This window comes from Aeromonas sp. R7-2 (assembly GCF_040908105.1).
In the GTDB taxonomy this organism is placed as follows: domain Bacteria; phylum Pseudomonadota; class Gammaproteobacteria; order Enterobacterales; family Aeromonadaceae; genus Aeromonas; species Aeromonas caviae.
In genome coordinates, this window is record NZ_JBFODC010000028.1 from 57,459 (window position 1) to 72,983 (window position 15,525).

The following is a 15,525-nucleotide window of genomic DNA, read 5'->3' on the forward strand; positions in this document are numbered from 1 at the left end:
GCCCCCTGCTCGAACAGGGTTACCATAGGGGTCGATTGCCACGGATGAATGCAAGGTAGCTTCCATGAACATCATTTTTGTCCTGATCCCCATCGCCATCCTGTTCGTCATCATCGCGGGGGCCGTCTTCTTCTGGGCCATCCGCTCCGAGCAGTTCGAGGATCTCGACAGGCAGGGCTCCAACATCCTGTTTGACGAGGAGCAGCGCCCCTTGCCCCCCCCTGAACAACAAGCAGAACAGGAAAGCAAGCCTCATGACCAGCAGCCTTGACCTCATGGGCGCCCTGCTGGTCGGGCTTGCCGGTGCCGGCCACTGTATCGGCATGTGCGGCGGCGTGTCCGCAGCGCTCTCCATGGCCATACCTGCCGAGAAGCAGCATTTTTGGGGCCGACTCGGTTATCTGCTCAACTACAACCTGGGGCGCATCCTGAGCTATGTGCTGGCGGGCGCGCTGGTGGGTGGTTTGCTCGCCACCACCACGGAGATAGGCGCTGGCAAACACGCCTTGGCAGGGCTTCGCTTCATCGCCGCCCTGCTGATGATAGCGCTCGGCCTCTACTTGGCTGGCTGGTGGCATGGCGTCTTGCTGCTCGAGCGCATCGGTGCGAAGTTCTGGCATCTCATCAAGCCGCTGGCAGGCAGGTTTCTCCCGTTTACATCAGCCTGGCAGGCCCTCCCCTTTGGCATGGTCTGGGGCTGGCTCCCTTGCGGCCTCGTCTACTCCATGCTGACCTGGAGCGCTGCCGCAGGCTCCGCAAGTGGCGGGGCACTCATCATGCTCTTTTTCGGCCTCGGCACCCTGCCGACCCTGTTTGCGCTGGGGGGGCTGGCAGACCGATTGCGCTACTGGCTCACCCTGCGCAGCCTGCGCCTTGGGGGCGCCTTGCTGCTTATTGCCTACGGGATCCACACCCTCTGGATCGGGATGGCGTCCTTTTGAAACCCTATCCAAAACGGATGAGATGGTGGTAAACTTGTTTGATATAAATCAATTATTCATTTGAGCCTATGATCCCGGACAAGAAACCTGGCAGACGTATTCAGAGCGGTGGCTGTGCAATTCATTGCCAGGATTGCAGCATCAGCCAGCTCTGCATCCCCTTCACCCTGAACGACAACGAGCTCGATCAGCTCGACAGCATTATCGAGCGCAAAAAGCCGATCCAGAAGGGTGAAGAGTTGTTCAAGGCCGGCGATGAGCTCAAGTCGCTCTATGCCATACGTTCCGGGACCATCAAGTCATACACCATCACCGAACAGGGTGACGAACAGATCACCGCCTTCCACCTCGCCGGTGATCTGGTCGGTTTCGACGCCATCCACAAGCAGGCCCACCCCTCCTTCGCCCAGGCGCTGGAAACCGCCATGGTGTGCGAGATCCCGTTCGATGTGCTCGACGACCTCTCTGGCAAGATGCCCAAACTGCGCCAGCAGATCATGCGGCTGATGAGCAACGAGATCATGGGCGACCAGGAGATGATACTGCTGCTCTCCAAAAAGAACGCCGAAGAGCGCCTCGCTGCCTTCCTGCACAATCTCTCGGTTCGTTTCTCCGAGCGCGGCTTCTCCGCCAAGGAGTTCCGCCTCTCCATGACCCGTGGGGACATCGGCAACTACCTCGGTCTCACCGTCGAGACCATCAGCCGCCTGCTGGGCCGTTTCCAGAAATCCGGTCTTATCAGCGTCAAAGGCAAATACATTACTGTACTGGACAACGTTGCCTTGGGCGTCATGGCCGGAGCCACTCGTCCTCCCTGCGGTTAATCCCCGTTTATTTCCTCTTTTGCCGGATCGGAGCACCCTGAAATTTGATCCGGCACACCTTCCCGCCTCCCCCCTTGGACTAAGCTGTAATAGCTAAAGAGTTGCCATCATTGGCCTTTTTGCCAAGGAGGAGAACATGGTCAAGTACCGAAACATTCTGGTGGTGATCAATCCCGAGGAGGAGCGCCAGATCGCGCTCGAGCGCGCGGTCAAGGTCGCCGAGCTGGATGAGGGCGCCCAGCTGACCCTGCTCCTGACGATTTACGACTTCTCTTACGAGATGACCGCCATGCTCTCGGCAGACGAGCGGGAAGAGATGCGCCATGGTGTCATCGCCCAACGTCGGGAGTGGCTCGACGAGATCCTCACTCCCTATCGGGCCAGAGGGCTGGAATGCGAAGTGAAAGTGCTCTGGCACAACCGTCCCTTCGAGTGCGTCATTCAGGAAGTGCTGGAGCAGCGTCACGATCTGGTCGTCAAGGCGACTCACAAGCACTCCTTCCTGCAAACCTTCATCTTCACCCCCACCGACTGGCACCTGCTGCGCAAATGCCCCTGTCCGGTTCTGCTGGTAAAAGAAGGGCACTGGCAACGGGGGGGCAACCTGATTGCCGCCATCAACTGCTCGAGCGATGACAAGGAGCAGAAGGTGCTCAACGAGCGGATCACCCGCGAGGGGATCGCCATCGCCGAGCTGCTTGGTGCCAGTCTCTATCTGGTCAACACCTACCCGGGCACCCCGGTCAATGTCGCCATCGAATTGCCAGAGTTCGATCCCAACGCCTACAACGATGCCATTCGCAAACACCATGAAGATCTGCTGCGGGAACATGCCGATCAGTTCGGCATCAACCACATGTGGACCAAGGTGGCGGAAGGCTTGCCGGAGGAGGTGCTGCCGGACATGGCGGACGATCTGAATGCCACCCTGATGATCATGGGATGCGTCGGCCGTACCGGCCTCTCTGCCGCCCTGCTTGGCAACACCGCCGAGCACGTGGTGGACAGGCTCAACTGCGACATTCTCATCCTCAAACCCGACGATTACAGCTGCCCTGTGGATGACAGGCGTCATCCTGCATAAGCGTTTCTTGCCCTCCCCCGGGACATGGCTATAATAAGCCGCTTATTTTTGTCCCGGGTTTGAGGCCATGCTAGAAGAGCTTAACGCCAAAGAGAAATACAGTTTCAACAAGCTGCAGAAACGCCTGCGGCGCAACGTGGGCCAGGCCATCGCCGACTTCAACATGATTGAAGAGGGTGACAAGATCATGGTCTGCCTGTCTGGCGGCAAGGACAGCTTTGCCATGCTCGACATCCTGATGAGCCTGAAGGCCAGCGCCCCCATCCATTTCGATCTGGTGGCCGTCAACCTGGATCAGAAGCAACCCGGCTTCCCCGAGCACGTGCTGCCCGAATACCTGAGCACCCTCGGCATCGACTTCAAGATCGTGGAAGAAGATACCTACTCCATCGTCAAGGAGAAGGTACCGGAGGGCAAGACCACCTGCGCGCTCTGCTCCCGCCTGCGCCGCGGCATTCTGTATCGCACCGCCCAGGAGCTGGGTTGCACCAAGATCGCCCTTGGCCATCACCGTGACGACATCCTCGAGACTCTGTTCCTCAACATGTTCTACGGTGGCAAGCTCAAATCCATGCCCCCCAAGCTGGTGAGCGACGATGGCAAGAACGTGGTGATCCGCCCCCTGGCCTACTGCAAGGAGAAAGATCTGGTGCGCTATGCCGAGGTCAAGGCCTTCCCCATCATCCCCTGCAACCTGTGCGGCTCCCAGGAGAACCTGCAGCGCCAGGCCATCAAACAGATGATGCAGGAGTGGGATCGCCGCTTCCCGGGTCGTCTCGAAACCATGTTCACCGCCATTCAGGACGTGATCCCGAGCCACCTGCTCGATCACCAACTGTTTGACTTCAAGAGCATCAACCGCGACTCCGGCATCATCGACGGTGGCGACAAGGCATTTGATCCGCCAGAGCTGCCCAAGGCGCCGCTGCTGGACATCGACGAGATGGACATGCTGGACGTGATTGAGGTGCGCTAAGCCCCGTTACCCACAAAAAAGGAGCGCCAGGCGCTCCTTTTTTCATTCTGGCAATCTGCGGACTCGGGTCGCTACTCCTTGTGCAGCCAGGGGGTCAGGCGCAGGCTCTCCCCTTGCAGTTGCAGCTTGCCCTGGGCAAACCCCTTCAGCTGCGCATTGCTGAGCAGCAGTTGCCCCTGCTGCCAGGAGACGGCCTCCTGACGGGCACCCTCCACAAGGTTGGCAGTGCCTGTGGGCGCCACCATGGAGATCCTCACCCCTTCCATCTTGGGCAGGAAATACTGGCCGACCATGCCGGCCATCTTGTCGAGCAATCGCTGCATCTGCTGCTGGCGCGAGACGAGCTCAGCCAGCGGCACCTCGGGTGTGGCGGGGGCGTCAGCCATCACCTGTACCGACAGATCGCAGGCAGCGTGGGCCTCGGTGAGCCCCACCACCACGATCGCCTTGTCGAGGTTGAGATCATCGTCATAGGGCAGACGCAGTTCGCCATCCACCGTGACCTCGGCGGGCACATCCCTGTCCGGGGTCGAGACCCGGGCCGAGGTGAGCCCGCATCGCCGACCGTTCTGTTGACTGGCCAGATAAAAGCCCAGTCTGGCGTGGCCAAATTCCCCCTTGGCGAAGGTCTTCATCTGGCTGTAGAAGGTGCCGTAGTCAAGTTCAAGGGACGGCTCAGCCTGTCCCAGCATGGGTACCAGCAGGAGCGCCGCCATCCCGTATCGCTTGTTCATATGCCATCCTTTTGCATCATGCTCCGGGCGGGTCGACACCGGCTGACCCCTGGTATCCCGTTATGCGTTGAAATGATCCGGGCCCTGCCCGTCGTTGCCACTGGCAACCTCGGTCACTTCGACTGCCACCCCACACAGATCCCGGTAGAGAATGCCCTTGCAGTTGAAGTAGAGCGGCGCCACCCAGATAAGTCCCAGCCCCATGGGGATGAGCGCCAGGAAGAAGAGTGCCAGCATGACCCCGTGCAGCAGCACTATGCTGGGCCAGCCCCGGGCAAAGAGCTTGAGGGAGACCAGAATGGCCTGAGCCGGGGAAAGACCGCGCTCCAGCACCAGAGGTACGGTAAACACCAGCCCCATGCCCACCAGGGCGGAAGGGATGAAGGCCAGCATCACCGGCACGCCCAGCAGCTCGAACAGGGGGCCAAACAGGCTGGTGATGAGGCTGCCGAGCAGACTCAGGCTGCCCAGGCGCAGGAAGTGGCGGAAGAAGTCGAATACCTGGCTCGGCCGGGCGCGCACCCCCACCGACTGCTGCAACCCCAGCATGTCGAGGGAGGAGGTCATGGGTGACATGATCACCGTGACCAGCAGGCTCAGGATCAGGGCCATATCCATGTCCCCTCCTTCACGGGCGACATAGGGCGTCAGCAAGGTATTGCTCAGCAGGATCCAGATTGCCATGACCCCGGCGATGGCCAGCGCCAATCCGAAACCGGTGCGACGAGTCTGTTGCCACCCCTCTTTCAACACCCCTTGCAGGTCCAGACGATATCCCTGGCTGAGGGACTGTTCGAGGGTTCCACCGATCCGCATTCTATTACTCAATTGACTGTCCAACATTCACTGACGACTGATCCAAGGTGGCACATTATAGCGGTTTGAACCGGCATGCGTAGCCGTTTTTCCTGTTATCTTCCGTTCAGAAAGCCATTGATACCAAAGGCCTTGCAGCCCTTCTTGATGAGGTTCCCCTCACCCTTGGCCCCTCTGGCCAACGGGAGTAGGATGATGGCGTGCGCTGGCGGACGAGATGTCCACTGGCTCTTCTCTCTCACACAAGGAAAACGGTCATGTCCGAACTGACGCTCTATCTTGCCCCGGGTACCTGTGCCATGGCGGTACGCATCGCTCTGGTGGAGGCCGGTGCCCCTCACCTTGTCAAGCGCCTGGATCTGGCCGCTGGTGAACAGCGCAGCCCCGACTACCTCGCCATCAATCCCAAGGGGCGAGTCCCGGCACTGGTGACGGAGCATGGCGTGCTGACCGAAACACCAGCCCTGCTGCTCTACGTGGCCCAGCGTTTTCCTAACGCCGGGCTGGCCCCATTGGATGACCCCTTCCTCCTGGCCAGGATGCAGGAGGTACACAGTTTCCTCGTCTCCACCGTCCATGTCGCCCATGCCCACGGACGCAGTCCCGGCCGCTGGGCCAACGATGAACAGGCCATGGCTGCCATGCAGGCCAAGATGCCCCAGAACATGCGCGATGGCTTTGACCAGATTGAGCGCCACTATCTGGCCGGCCCCTGGGTACTGGGGGAGCGCTTCAGCCTGGCCGACATCTACCTCTTCGTGATTGCAGGCTGGCTCGAGAGCGACGGGGTAGCCATCAGCGAGTTTCCCAAGGTGGCGGATCACTATCAGCGCATGCTGGCCCGCCCCGCAGTGCAGGCGGCGCTCGCCCTCTGATCTCCTCGCGCCGGTTACGCCTTTTTGTACGGGCAACATCCGGCGACGCCTCTCAGACGGGTGCTCTTCTGGCACCCGTTTCTTCTGAAATTGCCCTGTCACTGAGATCGTTTTCACATTTTCGTCATCACTGCCTAGACCCGTTAACGGTTAACACCTATCTTTCGCCCTAATGACGCAACCGGTTGCGTAACCGATTGCCCAACTCAATATCCATATGCGGTCCCAGGCCGCCGAGGTGCTGTATGAAACGAGGCAAGCTGCTCAATGCTCCCTTAAGCGCGCTGGTCGCGAAGATGGGCCACACCGACGAGATCACCGTCTGCGATGCGGGCCTGCCCATTCCGGCAGGCCCCGAGCGCATCGATCTGGCGCTGATGGCGGGCACGCCGAGCCTTGAAACCGTACTGGCCGCCCTGCTCACCGACCTGGTGGTGGAGAAGGTGATCATGGCAAGCGAGATCAAGGCGATCAGCCCCGCCACCCATCAGGCGCTGGTGGATCAGCTGGAGGCGCACGCCGCGGCTCAAGGCAAGCCCATCGCCATCGAGTACTGCCTGCACGAAGCGTTCAAGGCTCGCTCCCACCAGAGCAAGGCTATCGTGCGCAGCGGCGAGGTGACTCCCTACGCCAACCTGATCCTCTGCGCCGGTGTGGCGTTCTGAATTCTTCAAAGAAGGCCTCTTCAAGGAAGCTGCAAATGAGCACAACCTCCCCCCTCTCACCCATTCTGGAGCTGACCGGGATCGTCAAGACCTTCCCCGGGGTACGCGCCCTCGACGAAGCGGGTCTTCGGGTCTATCCGGGCCAGGTGATGGCCCTGCTCGGCGAAAATGGCGCTGGCAAGTCGACCCTGATGAAGGTGCTGACCGGCATCTACCAGGCCGATTCGGGCAGCGTCAGCTATCGCGGCCAGCCGGTTCACTTCAAGGGCCCCCGCGACTCCCAGGATCAGGGGATCAGCATCATCCACCAGGAGCTGAACCTGCTGCCGGAATTGTCGATTGCCGCCAACATCTTCCTCGGCCGCGAACCCCGTACCCGTTTTGGCAGCATCGACCACAAGCAGTTGCGTGAGCGTGCCAGCGGTCTGCTGGCACGGCTTGGCGTCAAGCACGGCCCGGATACCCGACTCGGAAGTCTCTCCATCGGCGAGCAACAGATGGTGGAGATAGCCAAGGCGCTGTCGTTCGATGCCAGCGTCATCATCATGGACGAGCCCACCGATGCCCTCACCGACACCGAGACCGAGCAGCTCTTCACCGTCATTCGCGAACTGCGCGAGCAGGGCTGCGGCATCGTCTACATCTCCCACCGCCTGAAAGAGATCTTCGAGATCTGCGATCGGGTCACCGTGCTGCGGGACGGCAAGTGGATCGGCGAGCAGGCGGTGAGCGATCTCGATGAAGACAGGATCATCGAGATGATGGTGGGCCGCCGGCTGGAAGAGCAGTACCCGCGCCTGGTGCGCGAGCTCGGCCCGGTCAGCCTGCAGGTGAAGGATCTGGCTGGCCCCGGCGTGCGCGGGGTGAGCTTCTCCCTGCGTCAGGGGGAAATTCTGGGCTTCAGCGGCCTGATGGGCTCCGGCCGCACCGAGCTGATGAAGCTTATCTATGGCGCCAGCCCCATCAGCGCTGGCCAGGTGACGGTGGATGGCCACGCCCTGGTACCCAGAAGCCCGGCCGATGGTCTGGCCGCCGGCATCGCCTATATCTCCGAGGATCGCAAAGGCGACGGCCTGGTGCTGGAGCTGTCGGTGCGCGAAAACATGAGCCTGTGCGCCCTCGGCGAGTTCATTCGTGGCGGCAAGATTGACGGCAAGGCCGAGCGCCAGGCGGTAGGGGACTATGTGCGTCTGTTCAACATCAAGACCCCGAGTCAGGATCAGCTGATCAAGCTCCTCTCCGGCGGCAACCAGCAGAAGGTGGCCATCGCCAAGGGGCTGCTGACCCGGCCCAAGGTGCTGATCCTGGATGAGCCGACCCGCGGCGTCGATGTCGGCGCCAAGAAGGAGATCTATCAGCTCATCAACCAGTTCAAGAAGGAGGGGATGAGCATCATCCTGGTTTCCTCCGAAATGCCGGAAGTGCTCGGCATGAGTGATCGCATCATGGTGATGCACGAAGGGCGCATCAGCGCAGAATTCAACACCCGCGATGCCAATCAGGAGAAGCTGATGGCAGCGGCAGTCGGTAAACAATGGCAAGCAGAGCAAGAGGCAGCACAATGACAACCCAAACCCTTTCCCGCCGCGGCGTCATGAGCAAGGCCTGGTGGATCGAGAACAAGTCCCTGGTCGCGCTGCTGGTGCTGATCGGCGTGGTCTCTTTCCTGAGCCCCAACTTCTTCACCGCCGACAACCTGCTCAACATCCTGCGCCAGACATCGGTCAACGCCATCATGGCGGTCGGCATGACGCTGGTCATCCTCACCGCCGGCATCGATCTGTCGGTCGGCTCTGTACTGGCCCTGTGCGGCGCCCTGGCCGCCACCATGGTGGCCATGGAGCTGCCCATCGGCCTGGTGATCCCCCTCACCCTGGGGGCCGGCGCCCTGCTTGGCAGCGTCAGCGGCCTCATCATCGCCAAGGGCAAGGTACAGGCCTTCATCGCCACCCTGGTCACCATGACCGCCCTGCGCGGCGTCACCATGGTCTACACCGAGGGGCGCCCCATTTCCACCGGCTTCAGTGACGGCGCCGATCACTTCGCCTGGCTGGGTACCGGCTACCTGCTGGGTCTGCCGGTGCCCATCTGGCTGATGGCCATCGTCTTCCTGCTGGCCTGGTACCTGCTCAACCACACTCGCCTGGGCCGCTACATCTATGCCCTCGGCGGCAACGAATCGGCTACCCGCCTCTCCGGTATCAATGTGGATCGGGTCAAGCTCGCGGTGTATGGTCTGTGCGGCATGCTGTCGGCACTGGCCGGGCTCATCGTCACATCCCGCCTCTCCTCCGCCCAGCCCACCGCCGGCATGGGGTACGAGCTGGATGCCATCGCCGCCGTGGTGCTGGGGGGCACCAGCCTGATGGGGGGCAAGGGCCGTATCATGGGTACCCTGATCGGTGCCCTCATCATCGGCTTCCTCAACAATGCCCTCAACCTGCTCGACGTCTCGTCCTATTACCAGATGATCGCCAAGGCCAGCGTGATTTTGCTTGCCGTGATGATCGATAACAAAAGCAACCGTTAACAAGCCACGCCACACACAAGGAATGAAATGATGAAAAAGCTCAATACCCTGCTCGCTGCCGCCATCATGTCCGTGCTGGGCACCGCCCAGGCCGCGGATCACACCCTGGCGATGGTGGTCTCCACCCTCAACAACCCCTTCTTCGTCACCATGAAGGAGGGCGCCGAAGCCAAGGCCAAGGAGCTTGGCTACGAGCTGGTGGTGCTGGACTCCCAGAACGACCCGGCCAAGGAGCTCTCCAACGTGGAAGATCTCACCGTGCGCAAGGTGAACGCCATCCTGATCAACCCGACCGACTCCGAAGCGGTGGGCAACGCCATTCGCCTGGCCAACAAGGCGAACATCCCGGTGCTGACCCTGGACCGCGGCGCAGCCCAGGGTGACGTCAAGGCCCACATCGCCTCCGACAACGTGGCCGGTGGCAAGCTGGCTGGCGACTTCATCGCCGAGAAGCTGGGCAGCGGTGCCAAAGTGATCCAGCTGGAAGGGATCGCAGGTACCTCCGCCGCCCGTGATCGCGGCGAAGGCTTCGCCCTGGCAGTCACCGCCAACAAGCTGCAGGTGCTGGCCTCCCAGCCCGCCGACTTTGATCGCACCAAGGGTCTGAACGTCATGGAGAACCTGCTGGCCGCCCATCCGACCGTGCAGGCAGTGTTCGCCCAGAACGACGAGATGGCGCTGGGTGCCATCCGCGCCGTGCAGGCCGCTGGCAAAGAGGTGATGATCGTGGGCTTTGACGGCACCGACGATGGCAAAGCCGCCGTGGCCAAGGGTAAACTGGCCGCCACCGTGGCCCAGCAGCCTGCCCTCATCGGCGCCATCGGCGTGGAAACCGCCGACAAGGTGCTCAAGGGTCAACCGGTGGAAAAATCCATCCCGGTACCGCTGCAAATCGTCAACAAGTAAGTTGACGGGGGGAGGTTCGCCTCCCCTCTCTTTTTCCGCCAGTGCCGCCTGGTCTGGGTCCACCCAGACCAGGATGTACTCAACCAAGGGTGATAGGAATGAATCGTCTCGTAGTCCTCGGCAGCGTGAATGCGGATCATGTGCTGCGCGTCCCCCACTTTCCCCGCCCCGGTGAAACCCTGACCGGCCACAGCTATCAGGTCGTTCCCGGCGGCAAGGGCGCCAATCAGGCGGTGGCCGCCGCCCGCCTCGGCGCCCCTGTCTCCTTCATCGCCCGCATCGGTGATGATGCCATCGGCCACCAGATGAAAACCGGGTTTGCCAACGACGGCATCGATGTCAGCGCCGTCGAACTCGACCCCAGGCTCCCCACCGGCATCGCCATCATCTATGTGAGCGACGAGGGGGAGAACAGCATCGGCATCTCCGCCGAAGCCAATGGCGCCCTCACCCCGGCCGTAGTGCAAGGTCACGAGGCAATGATCGCCGCCGCCCACACCCTGCTGCTGCAACTGGAAGTGCCGCTGGAGAGCGTGCAGGAAGCGGCCCGTCTGGCTCGTGCCCACGGCACCCGGGTGGTGCTCAACCCCGCCCCCGCGCGCCCGCTCTCAAGGGATCTGCTGGCGCTGGTGGACCTCATCACCCCCAACCAGACCGAGGCCGAGCTGCTGACCGGCGTCAAGGTGACGGACGAAGCGAGCGCCCGTGAGGCTGCAGCCCGCTTCCACCAGATGGGCATCGGTGAGGTGATGATCACCCTGGGGTCTCAAGGGGTCTATTGCAGCAAGGGGCAGCAACAGGCGCTCATGCCGGGTTTCCGGGTCAAGGCAGTGGATACCACGGCGGCCGGGGATACCTTCAACGGCGCCTTCCTGGCGGCCGAGCTCGCCGGCGCCGACTTTGACGCAGCCGTACGCTTTGCCCACGGGGCGGCGGCACTCTCCGTCACTCGGTTTGGTGCCCAGAGCTCCATCCCGAGCAAGCAGGAGGTCGATACCTTCCTCCTTGAACAGACTGCGCAGGGGCACTGATGGCCAATATCAAGGAGGTGGCCGCGCTGGCGGGGGTGTCGACCACCACCGTCTCCCACGTCATCAACGAGACCCGCTTCGTGGCCGAAGAGACCCGGGAGCGGGTCTTCGCCGCCATGCGCGATCTCAACTATGCCCCGAGCCTGGTGGCCCGCAGCCTCAAGGTAAAGGAGACCAACAGCATCGGCATGCTGGTTACCACCTCCAGCAACCCCTTCTTCGCCGAGGTGGTGCGCGGGGTGGAGCGCTACTGCTTCGAGCAGGGTTACAACCTGATGCTGGGCAACACCGAAGGACAGGCCGAGACCGCGCTCTCCTACCTCAAGATGATGCTCAGGAAACGGGTCGACGGCCTGCTCATCATGTGCAGTGAAGGGCAGCAGGAGGTGTTCAACCAGCTCGACTGGCTCAAGAGCCTGCCAGTCGTGGTGATGGACTGGGGCATGGAGAACGGCGAGGTGGATCTCATCGCCGACAACTCCCATCGCGGCGGCTACCTGGCAACCCGCCACCTGCTGGGGCTGGGTCACACTGCCATCGGTTGCATCACGGGGCCCCACAGCCGCGCCCCGGCCAACCAGCGCCAGGCGGGTTTCGAGCAGGCAATGCAGGAGGCCGGGCTCACCGTCAATCCGGGCTGGATCCAGGAGGGAGACTTTGACTGCGCCAGCGGTGCCGCCGCCATGACCCGCATGCTGGCACTGCCAGAGCGTCCCACCGCGCTGTTTGTCTGCAACGACATGATGGCCATGGGGGTCATCAGTGCCGCCCATCAGGCGGGGCTGGAGATCCCCCGCGATCTCTCCATCGTCGGCTATGACAACGTGGCGCTGGCCCAGTTCATGTCCCCCCCGCTCACCACGGTCAATCAACCGAAAGAGGAGCTGGGCCGCCTCGCCGTCACCCGGCTGCTGGCGCGCATTAACGGCGAGCCCATCGCAAACCGCATGATCACCGTGGATCCGGACCTGGTGATCAGACACTCCTGCGCTCCCTTTTCCTCACCGAACAGCAAACCAGTTTAAGTGCCAGCAAGCAGCAGAAGGGCGGCCATGAGCCGCCCTTCTGTGTATTGTCTCCTTGGCATCGGCCCCGGACTGCACAAGCCACCACTCAACTCAGCTTGAGATCATCCTCTTGCTGCGCCTCTCCCCGGGGAGCCAGGCGCAGCAGCCCCAGCGCCGTTGCCAACGGCTGGAGCAGCGCCTCGTACCCGGAGGGGGCTGGCAGCCAGTAGCGAATTGGCCAGCCCGCTTGCAGCAGTTCGGGGGCGCTGCTGCCAAGCTCGCTCAGCGCCAGCACGCAGCCACACTCGCGCATCTTCTCAAGCAGGGTGGCATCCGGTATCAGCGCAGGCAATGCCAGGATCAGCCTCCCCTGTGGCAAGGGGGGCAGGCTCGCCAGCAGAGGGGCCAGCTGGGCAGGCTGATGAAGCCTTACCAGCAAGGTGCCACTGCATGGCTCTTCTGTCAGCCATCGTGCCATCACGGGCCCAAGGACACCACGCTCCTGCATCCAGCCCACATCACAGGGCTGCTGGCTCACCCGCCAGCGCAGGCTGACCGCCGTCACCGGCACGCCCTGCTCGTCTCTCATCGGCTCGCAGAGGGTCTCCAGGGGTGAAGGGGCGGCCCCCGCCAGCCATTCCCGCAGTTGGTGCAGCTGCCGCTGGGCCATGTGGAGGTCAGCCTTCATCGCACTCTGATACCACACCAGGGTGTTCCCCTCACGCTTGGCCTCGTTCAATGCCAATATGGCCTGCTCCAATAGCTCATCGGCATCCTCGCCACCCTCGCACCTGGCCACTCCGAAGCGACACGCCAGATCAAAGCTGCTTTCCCGGGTCACGAACTCAAACTGCAACAGGCTCACCATGGCGGCCATGCGGGCATCGAGATCTCCCTCTTCGTCGTCCAGCACCACGGCGAACTCATCGCCCCCCAGCCGGTACGCACGACCGGGGCATGCCTGACGCAACCGGGCCGCAACGGCCTGCAACAGGCGATCACCAACCTGGTATCCGAGCAGATCATTGACCTGCTTGAACCGCTTCAGATCCAGCACCGCCAGCGCCTGGACTCGATCTTGCAGCAGGGATTGCCTGAGCTGTCCCTGCAAGGCCCGGCGGTTGCCAAGCCGGGTCATGGGATCGAGCAGGGAGAGGCGACGATTCTGCAGATTGGTCCGAATGAGGGCAAATACCAGCACACAGCCCATCACCAGCAGGATCAACTGCCAGATCTGGATCCAGAACAGGCTCTGGCGCAACTGGTTGAGGGAGGCTTCCCGCTCCTGGCCGGAGAGGATCTGATCCCCAATCTGCTCCACCTGATGGGTCAAGCCGGTCAGCCGGACGAGGGCAAGATCGAGGGCTTTCCCCCTCTTCAGCTCCCCGGACTGCATCTGGGGATCCAGCCCCTTGAGTTCGTCAAAGAGCCGTTCAAGCACCTCCCCCAGCCCATGCCTCGCCCGCGCATCGGCGGTCTCGGTACTGATCAGGAACACATCCAGCCGGTTCCACAGCAGGTCGTAATCCAGGCTCAGGGCCGCCATGTCGAGCGCCCCGGCACGGTAGAGGCGCACATCATAGAGAAATCGCTGGGACTCCTGCATTACCTGGCTGATGTTCCAGTGGGTGTTGCGGTAGAACATGTCAACGAGCTGCTCGTGCCGACTCTGCAGCAGCAGCCCCCAGAGGGACGAGAAGAGAAACAGCAGGGAAATGGCTGCAAGCAGCAGGTTATCTCGCTGTCGTCGCGTCACGGGACAACCTCGATGCGGATCACCTGCCAGACCATGTTGTTGTGGATGGCGGACACATCCATGTCGGGATGGGCCGAGAGGGGGACCAGCAGCCAGAGCGGCCCTTTATTGCGACGGGTGAGCGGTTTGTCATCCTGGTAACGCACCAGGGTCAGCGGCACCTTGGCAAACAGGGAGAGATCGACCCGCTGCTGGTAGCCATTGAGTGCGGCGACATCGATGGCGCTGGCACTATCCACCTGCTGCGCCGCCAGCACGCTCTTCAGGGTCGGTCCACGATAGCGGTGAGTGCCGAGGGTCCAGGGCGTCGCCGTCTCGAACTCCACTTGTGGCAAGGCTGCCAACGCCGCCTCATCCAGGGTGATTTCCCGCTTGTCCGGCAGGATCAGTTGCAATAGCGAAGAGGAGGAAGCCTGGGTACCGAACGAGAAAAGCACCAGCAGGAGCGAGGCCATCCCGCGCGTTGGAAAGTTCATGACATGTTGTGCCAACTGCATCTTGAAGTTAGGTGCCAGTGTGGCGATTTCAGTGGGTCAATGCAACTGTGTGAAAAATCAATAATTAGGGGCCCCGCATCTCCATCCAGTTATGGCCCTCGACGGAGAGAGGCTGATGCACTCCGCAACTTTGCAGGAGTTCATCCACAAAAGCGGGCACCAGCAAGGAAGCCGGACCATAACGTTTTTCATCAAACTGGCTGCCCACTTCGCTCGGCTCCAGATTGAGCTCCACCGTATGGGCACCGTTCAGGCCGGCCTCATGGACGAATCCGGCGGCAGGGTAGACCGCCCCGGAGGTCCCGATGGAGATGAAGAGATCGCACTGAGCCAGGGCCGAGTAGATGCGGTCAAGTCCGAGGGGCATCTCCCCGAACCAGACCACATGGGGGCGCAGCGGGTGGGGAAACTGGCAGCAGGAACACAGCTCTTCCTGATGGAGATCCCCGCGCCACTCGATCACCTGACCCGAGCCCGGGCAGCGGGCCTTGAGCAACTCGCCGTGCATGTGGATGAGGTTCTTGCTGCCGGCACTCTCGTGCAGGTTGTCGATGTTCTGGGTGACCAAGGTGACGCGCCCCGGCAGCAGGCGCTCCAGACGGGCCAATGCATAGTGGGCCGGATTGGGGTGGATCTCGGCGCGCTGCAACTGATGGCGCCGTGCATTGTAGAAACGTTGTACCAGTTCGGGATCCCGCGCATAGCCTTCAGGGGTGGCCACGTCCTCCACCCTGTGCTCTTCCCACAGGCCATCACAGGCCCGGAAGGTCTTGATACCGGATTCGGCCGAGATGCCGGCACCGGTGAGGATCACGATATGTTTGGCTGACTGCACCATGGTTGTTCTCCTCCAACGGGTAACAGGCTGACCTTAGCACAGGAG

17 protein-coding genes are annotated in these 15,525 nt (G+C 61.9%); 12 read left to right on the forward strand and 5 right to left on the reverse strand.

Features of this window, described 5'->3' with window-relative positions:
- Positions 1-64 precede the first annotated feature (64 nt).
- The 5 genes from ccoS to ttcA all read left to right on the forward strand — a co-directional run bounded on the left by ccoS (position 65) and on the right by ttcA (position 3,825).
- Positions 65-271 carry a cbb3-type cytochrome oxidase assembly protein CcoS gene (ccoS, locus tag AB5Y47_RS12240; protein ID WP_201888749.1) on the forward strand — a complete coding sequence of 69 codons (207 nt, stop codon included), beginning with the start codon at positions 65-67 and terminating at the stop codon, positions 269-271.
- The gene (locus tag AB5Y47_RS12245) at positions 255-941 is read left to right on the forward strand and encodes a sulfite exporter TauE/SafE family protein (RefSeq protein WP_124243798.1); all 687 of its coding nucleotides are present in this window, start codon (positions 255-257) and stop codon (positions 939-941) included. The genes ccoS and AB5Y47_RS12245 overlap by 17 nt, the downstream gene beginning before the upstream one ends.
- 68 nt (positions 942-1,009) lie before the next feature.
- Entirely contained in the window at positions 1,010-1,765 is a 756-nt protein-coding gene (locus AB5Y47_RS12250; protein ID WP_041215139.1) for an FNR family transcription factor, read from the forward strand.
- Positions 1,766-1,901: 136 nt separating this feature from the next.
- Entirely contained in the window at positions 1,902-2,849 is a 948-nt protein-coding gene (gene uspE, locus AB5Y47_RS12255; protein WP_039040780.1) for a universal stress protein UspE, read from the forward strand.
- 67 nt (positions 2,850-2,916) lie between these two features.
- Positions 2,917-3,825, forward strand: a complete 909-nt coding sequence (ttcA, locus tag AB5Y47_RS12260; protein ID WP_010674783.1) for a tRNA 2-thiocytidine(32) synthetase TtcA — start codon at positions 2,917-2,919, stop codon at positions 3,823-3,825.
- Between the two features lie 71 nt (positions 3,826-3,896).
- Here the strand turns inward: ttcA and AB5Y47_RS12265 are convergent, their stop codons facing one another.
- Entirely contained in the window at positions 3,897-4,559 is a 663-nt protein-coding gene (locus tag AB5Y47_RS12265; RefSeq protein WP_368220271.1) for a DUF2987 domain-containing protein, read from the reverse strand.
- Between the two features lie 60 nt (positions 4,560-4,619).
- Positions 4,620-5,375, reverse strand: coding sequence for a hypothetical protein (locus AB5Y47_RS12270; protein ID WP_042017089.1), 756 nt, complete (start codon positions 5,373-5,375; stop codon positions 4,620-4,622).
- A 257-nt stretch (positions 5,376-5,632) separates the two neighbouring features.
- Here AB5Y47_RS12270 and AB5Y47_RS12275 point away from each other — a divergent pair, with 257 nt between their 5' ends.
- The 7 genes from AB5Y47_RS12275 (at position 5,633) to AB5Y47_RS12305 (ending at position 12,407) form a co-directional block, all read left to right on the forward strand.
- Positions 5,633-6,250 (forward strand): glutathione S-transferase family protein, encoded by a 618-nt coding sequence (locus AB5Y47_RS12275; protein WP_368220272.1) that lies wholly within the window; start codon positions 5,633-5,635, stop codon positions 6,248-6,250.
- A gap of 245 nt (positions 6,251-6,495) precedes the next feature.
- Positions 6,496-6,915, forward strand: coding sequence for a D-ribose pyranase (gene rbsD, locus AB5Y47_RS12280; protein WP_216944276.1), 420 nt, complete (start codon positions 6,496-6,498; stop codon positions 6,913-6,915).
- Between the two features lie 35 nt (positions 6,916-6,950).
- Entirely contained in the window at positions 6,951-8,480 is a 1,530-nt protein-coding gene (gene rbsA, locus AB5Y47_RS12285) for a ribose ABC transporter ATP-binding protein RbsA (protein WP_216944277.1), read from the forward strand.
- The gene (gene rbsC / locus AB5Y47_RS12290; protein ID WP_042863889.1) at positions 8,477-9,445 is read left to right on the forward strand and encodes a ribose ABC transporter permease; all 969 of its coding nucleotides are present in this window, start codon (positions 8,477-8,479) and stop codon (positions 9,443-9,445) included. Before rbsA ends, rbsC begins: the two co-directional genes overlap by 4 nt.
- 30 nt (positions 9,446-9,475) lie before the next feature.
- Positions 9,476-10,351, forward strand: coding sequence for a ribose ABC transporter substrate-binding protein RbsB (rbsB, locus tag AB5Y47_RS12295; RefSeq protein ID WP_010674790.1), 876 nt, complete (start codon positions 9,476-9,478; stop codon positions 10,349-10,351).
- A 98-nt stretch (positions 10,352-10,449) separates the two neighbouring features.
- Positions 10,450-11,382, forward strand: coding sequence for a ribokinase (rbsK, locus tag AB5Y47_RS12300; protein ID WP_216944278.1), 933 nt, complete (start codon positions 10,450-10,452; stop codon positions 11,380-11,382).
- The gene (locus AB5Y47_RS12305) at positions 11,382-12,407 is read left to right on the forward strand and encodes a substrate-binding domain-containing protein (protein ID WP_368220273.1); all 1,026 of its coding nucleotides are present in this window, start codon (positions 11,382-11,384) and stop codon (positions 12,405-12,407) included. The genes rbsK and AB5Y47_RS12305 overlap by 1 nt, the downstream gene beginning before the upstream one ends.
- An 88-nt stretch (positions 12,408-12,495) precedes the next feature.
- Here AB5Y47_RS12305 and AB5Y47_RS12310 read toward each other — a convergent pair whose 3' ends face one another.
- The 3 genes from AB5Y47_RS12310 to cobB all read right to left on the reverse strand — a co-directional run bounded on the left by AB5Y47_RS12310 (position 12,496) and on the right by cobB (position 15,480).
- The gene (locus AB5Y47_RS12310) at positions 12,496-14,145 is read right to left on the reverse strand and encodes a GGDEF domain-containing protein (protein ID WP_274799354.1); all 1,650 of its coding nucleotides are present in this window, start codon (positions 14,143-14,145) and stop codon (positions 12,496-12,498) included.
- A complete protein-coding gene (locus AB5Y47_RS12315) occupies positions 14,142-14,600 on the reverse strand; it encodes a hypothetical protein (RefSeq protein ID WP_010674793.1) in 459 nt (152 codons plus the stop codon). Before AB5Y47_RS12315 ends, AB5Y47_RS12310 begins: the two co-directional genes overlap by 4 nt.
- A 106-nt stretch (positions 14,601-14,706) precedes the next feature.
- On the reverse strand, positions 14,707-15,480 hold the full coding sequence (gene cobB, locus AB5Y47_RS12320) for a Sir2 family NAD+-dependent deacetylase (RefSeq protein WP_010674794.1): 774 nt from the start codon (positions 15,478-15,480) through the stop codon (positions 14,707-14,709).
- Positions 15,481-15,525 lie beyond the last annotated feature (45 nt).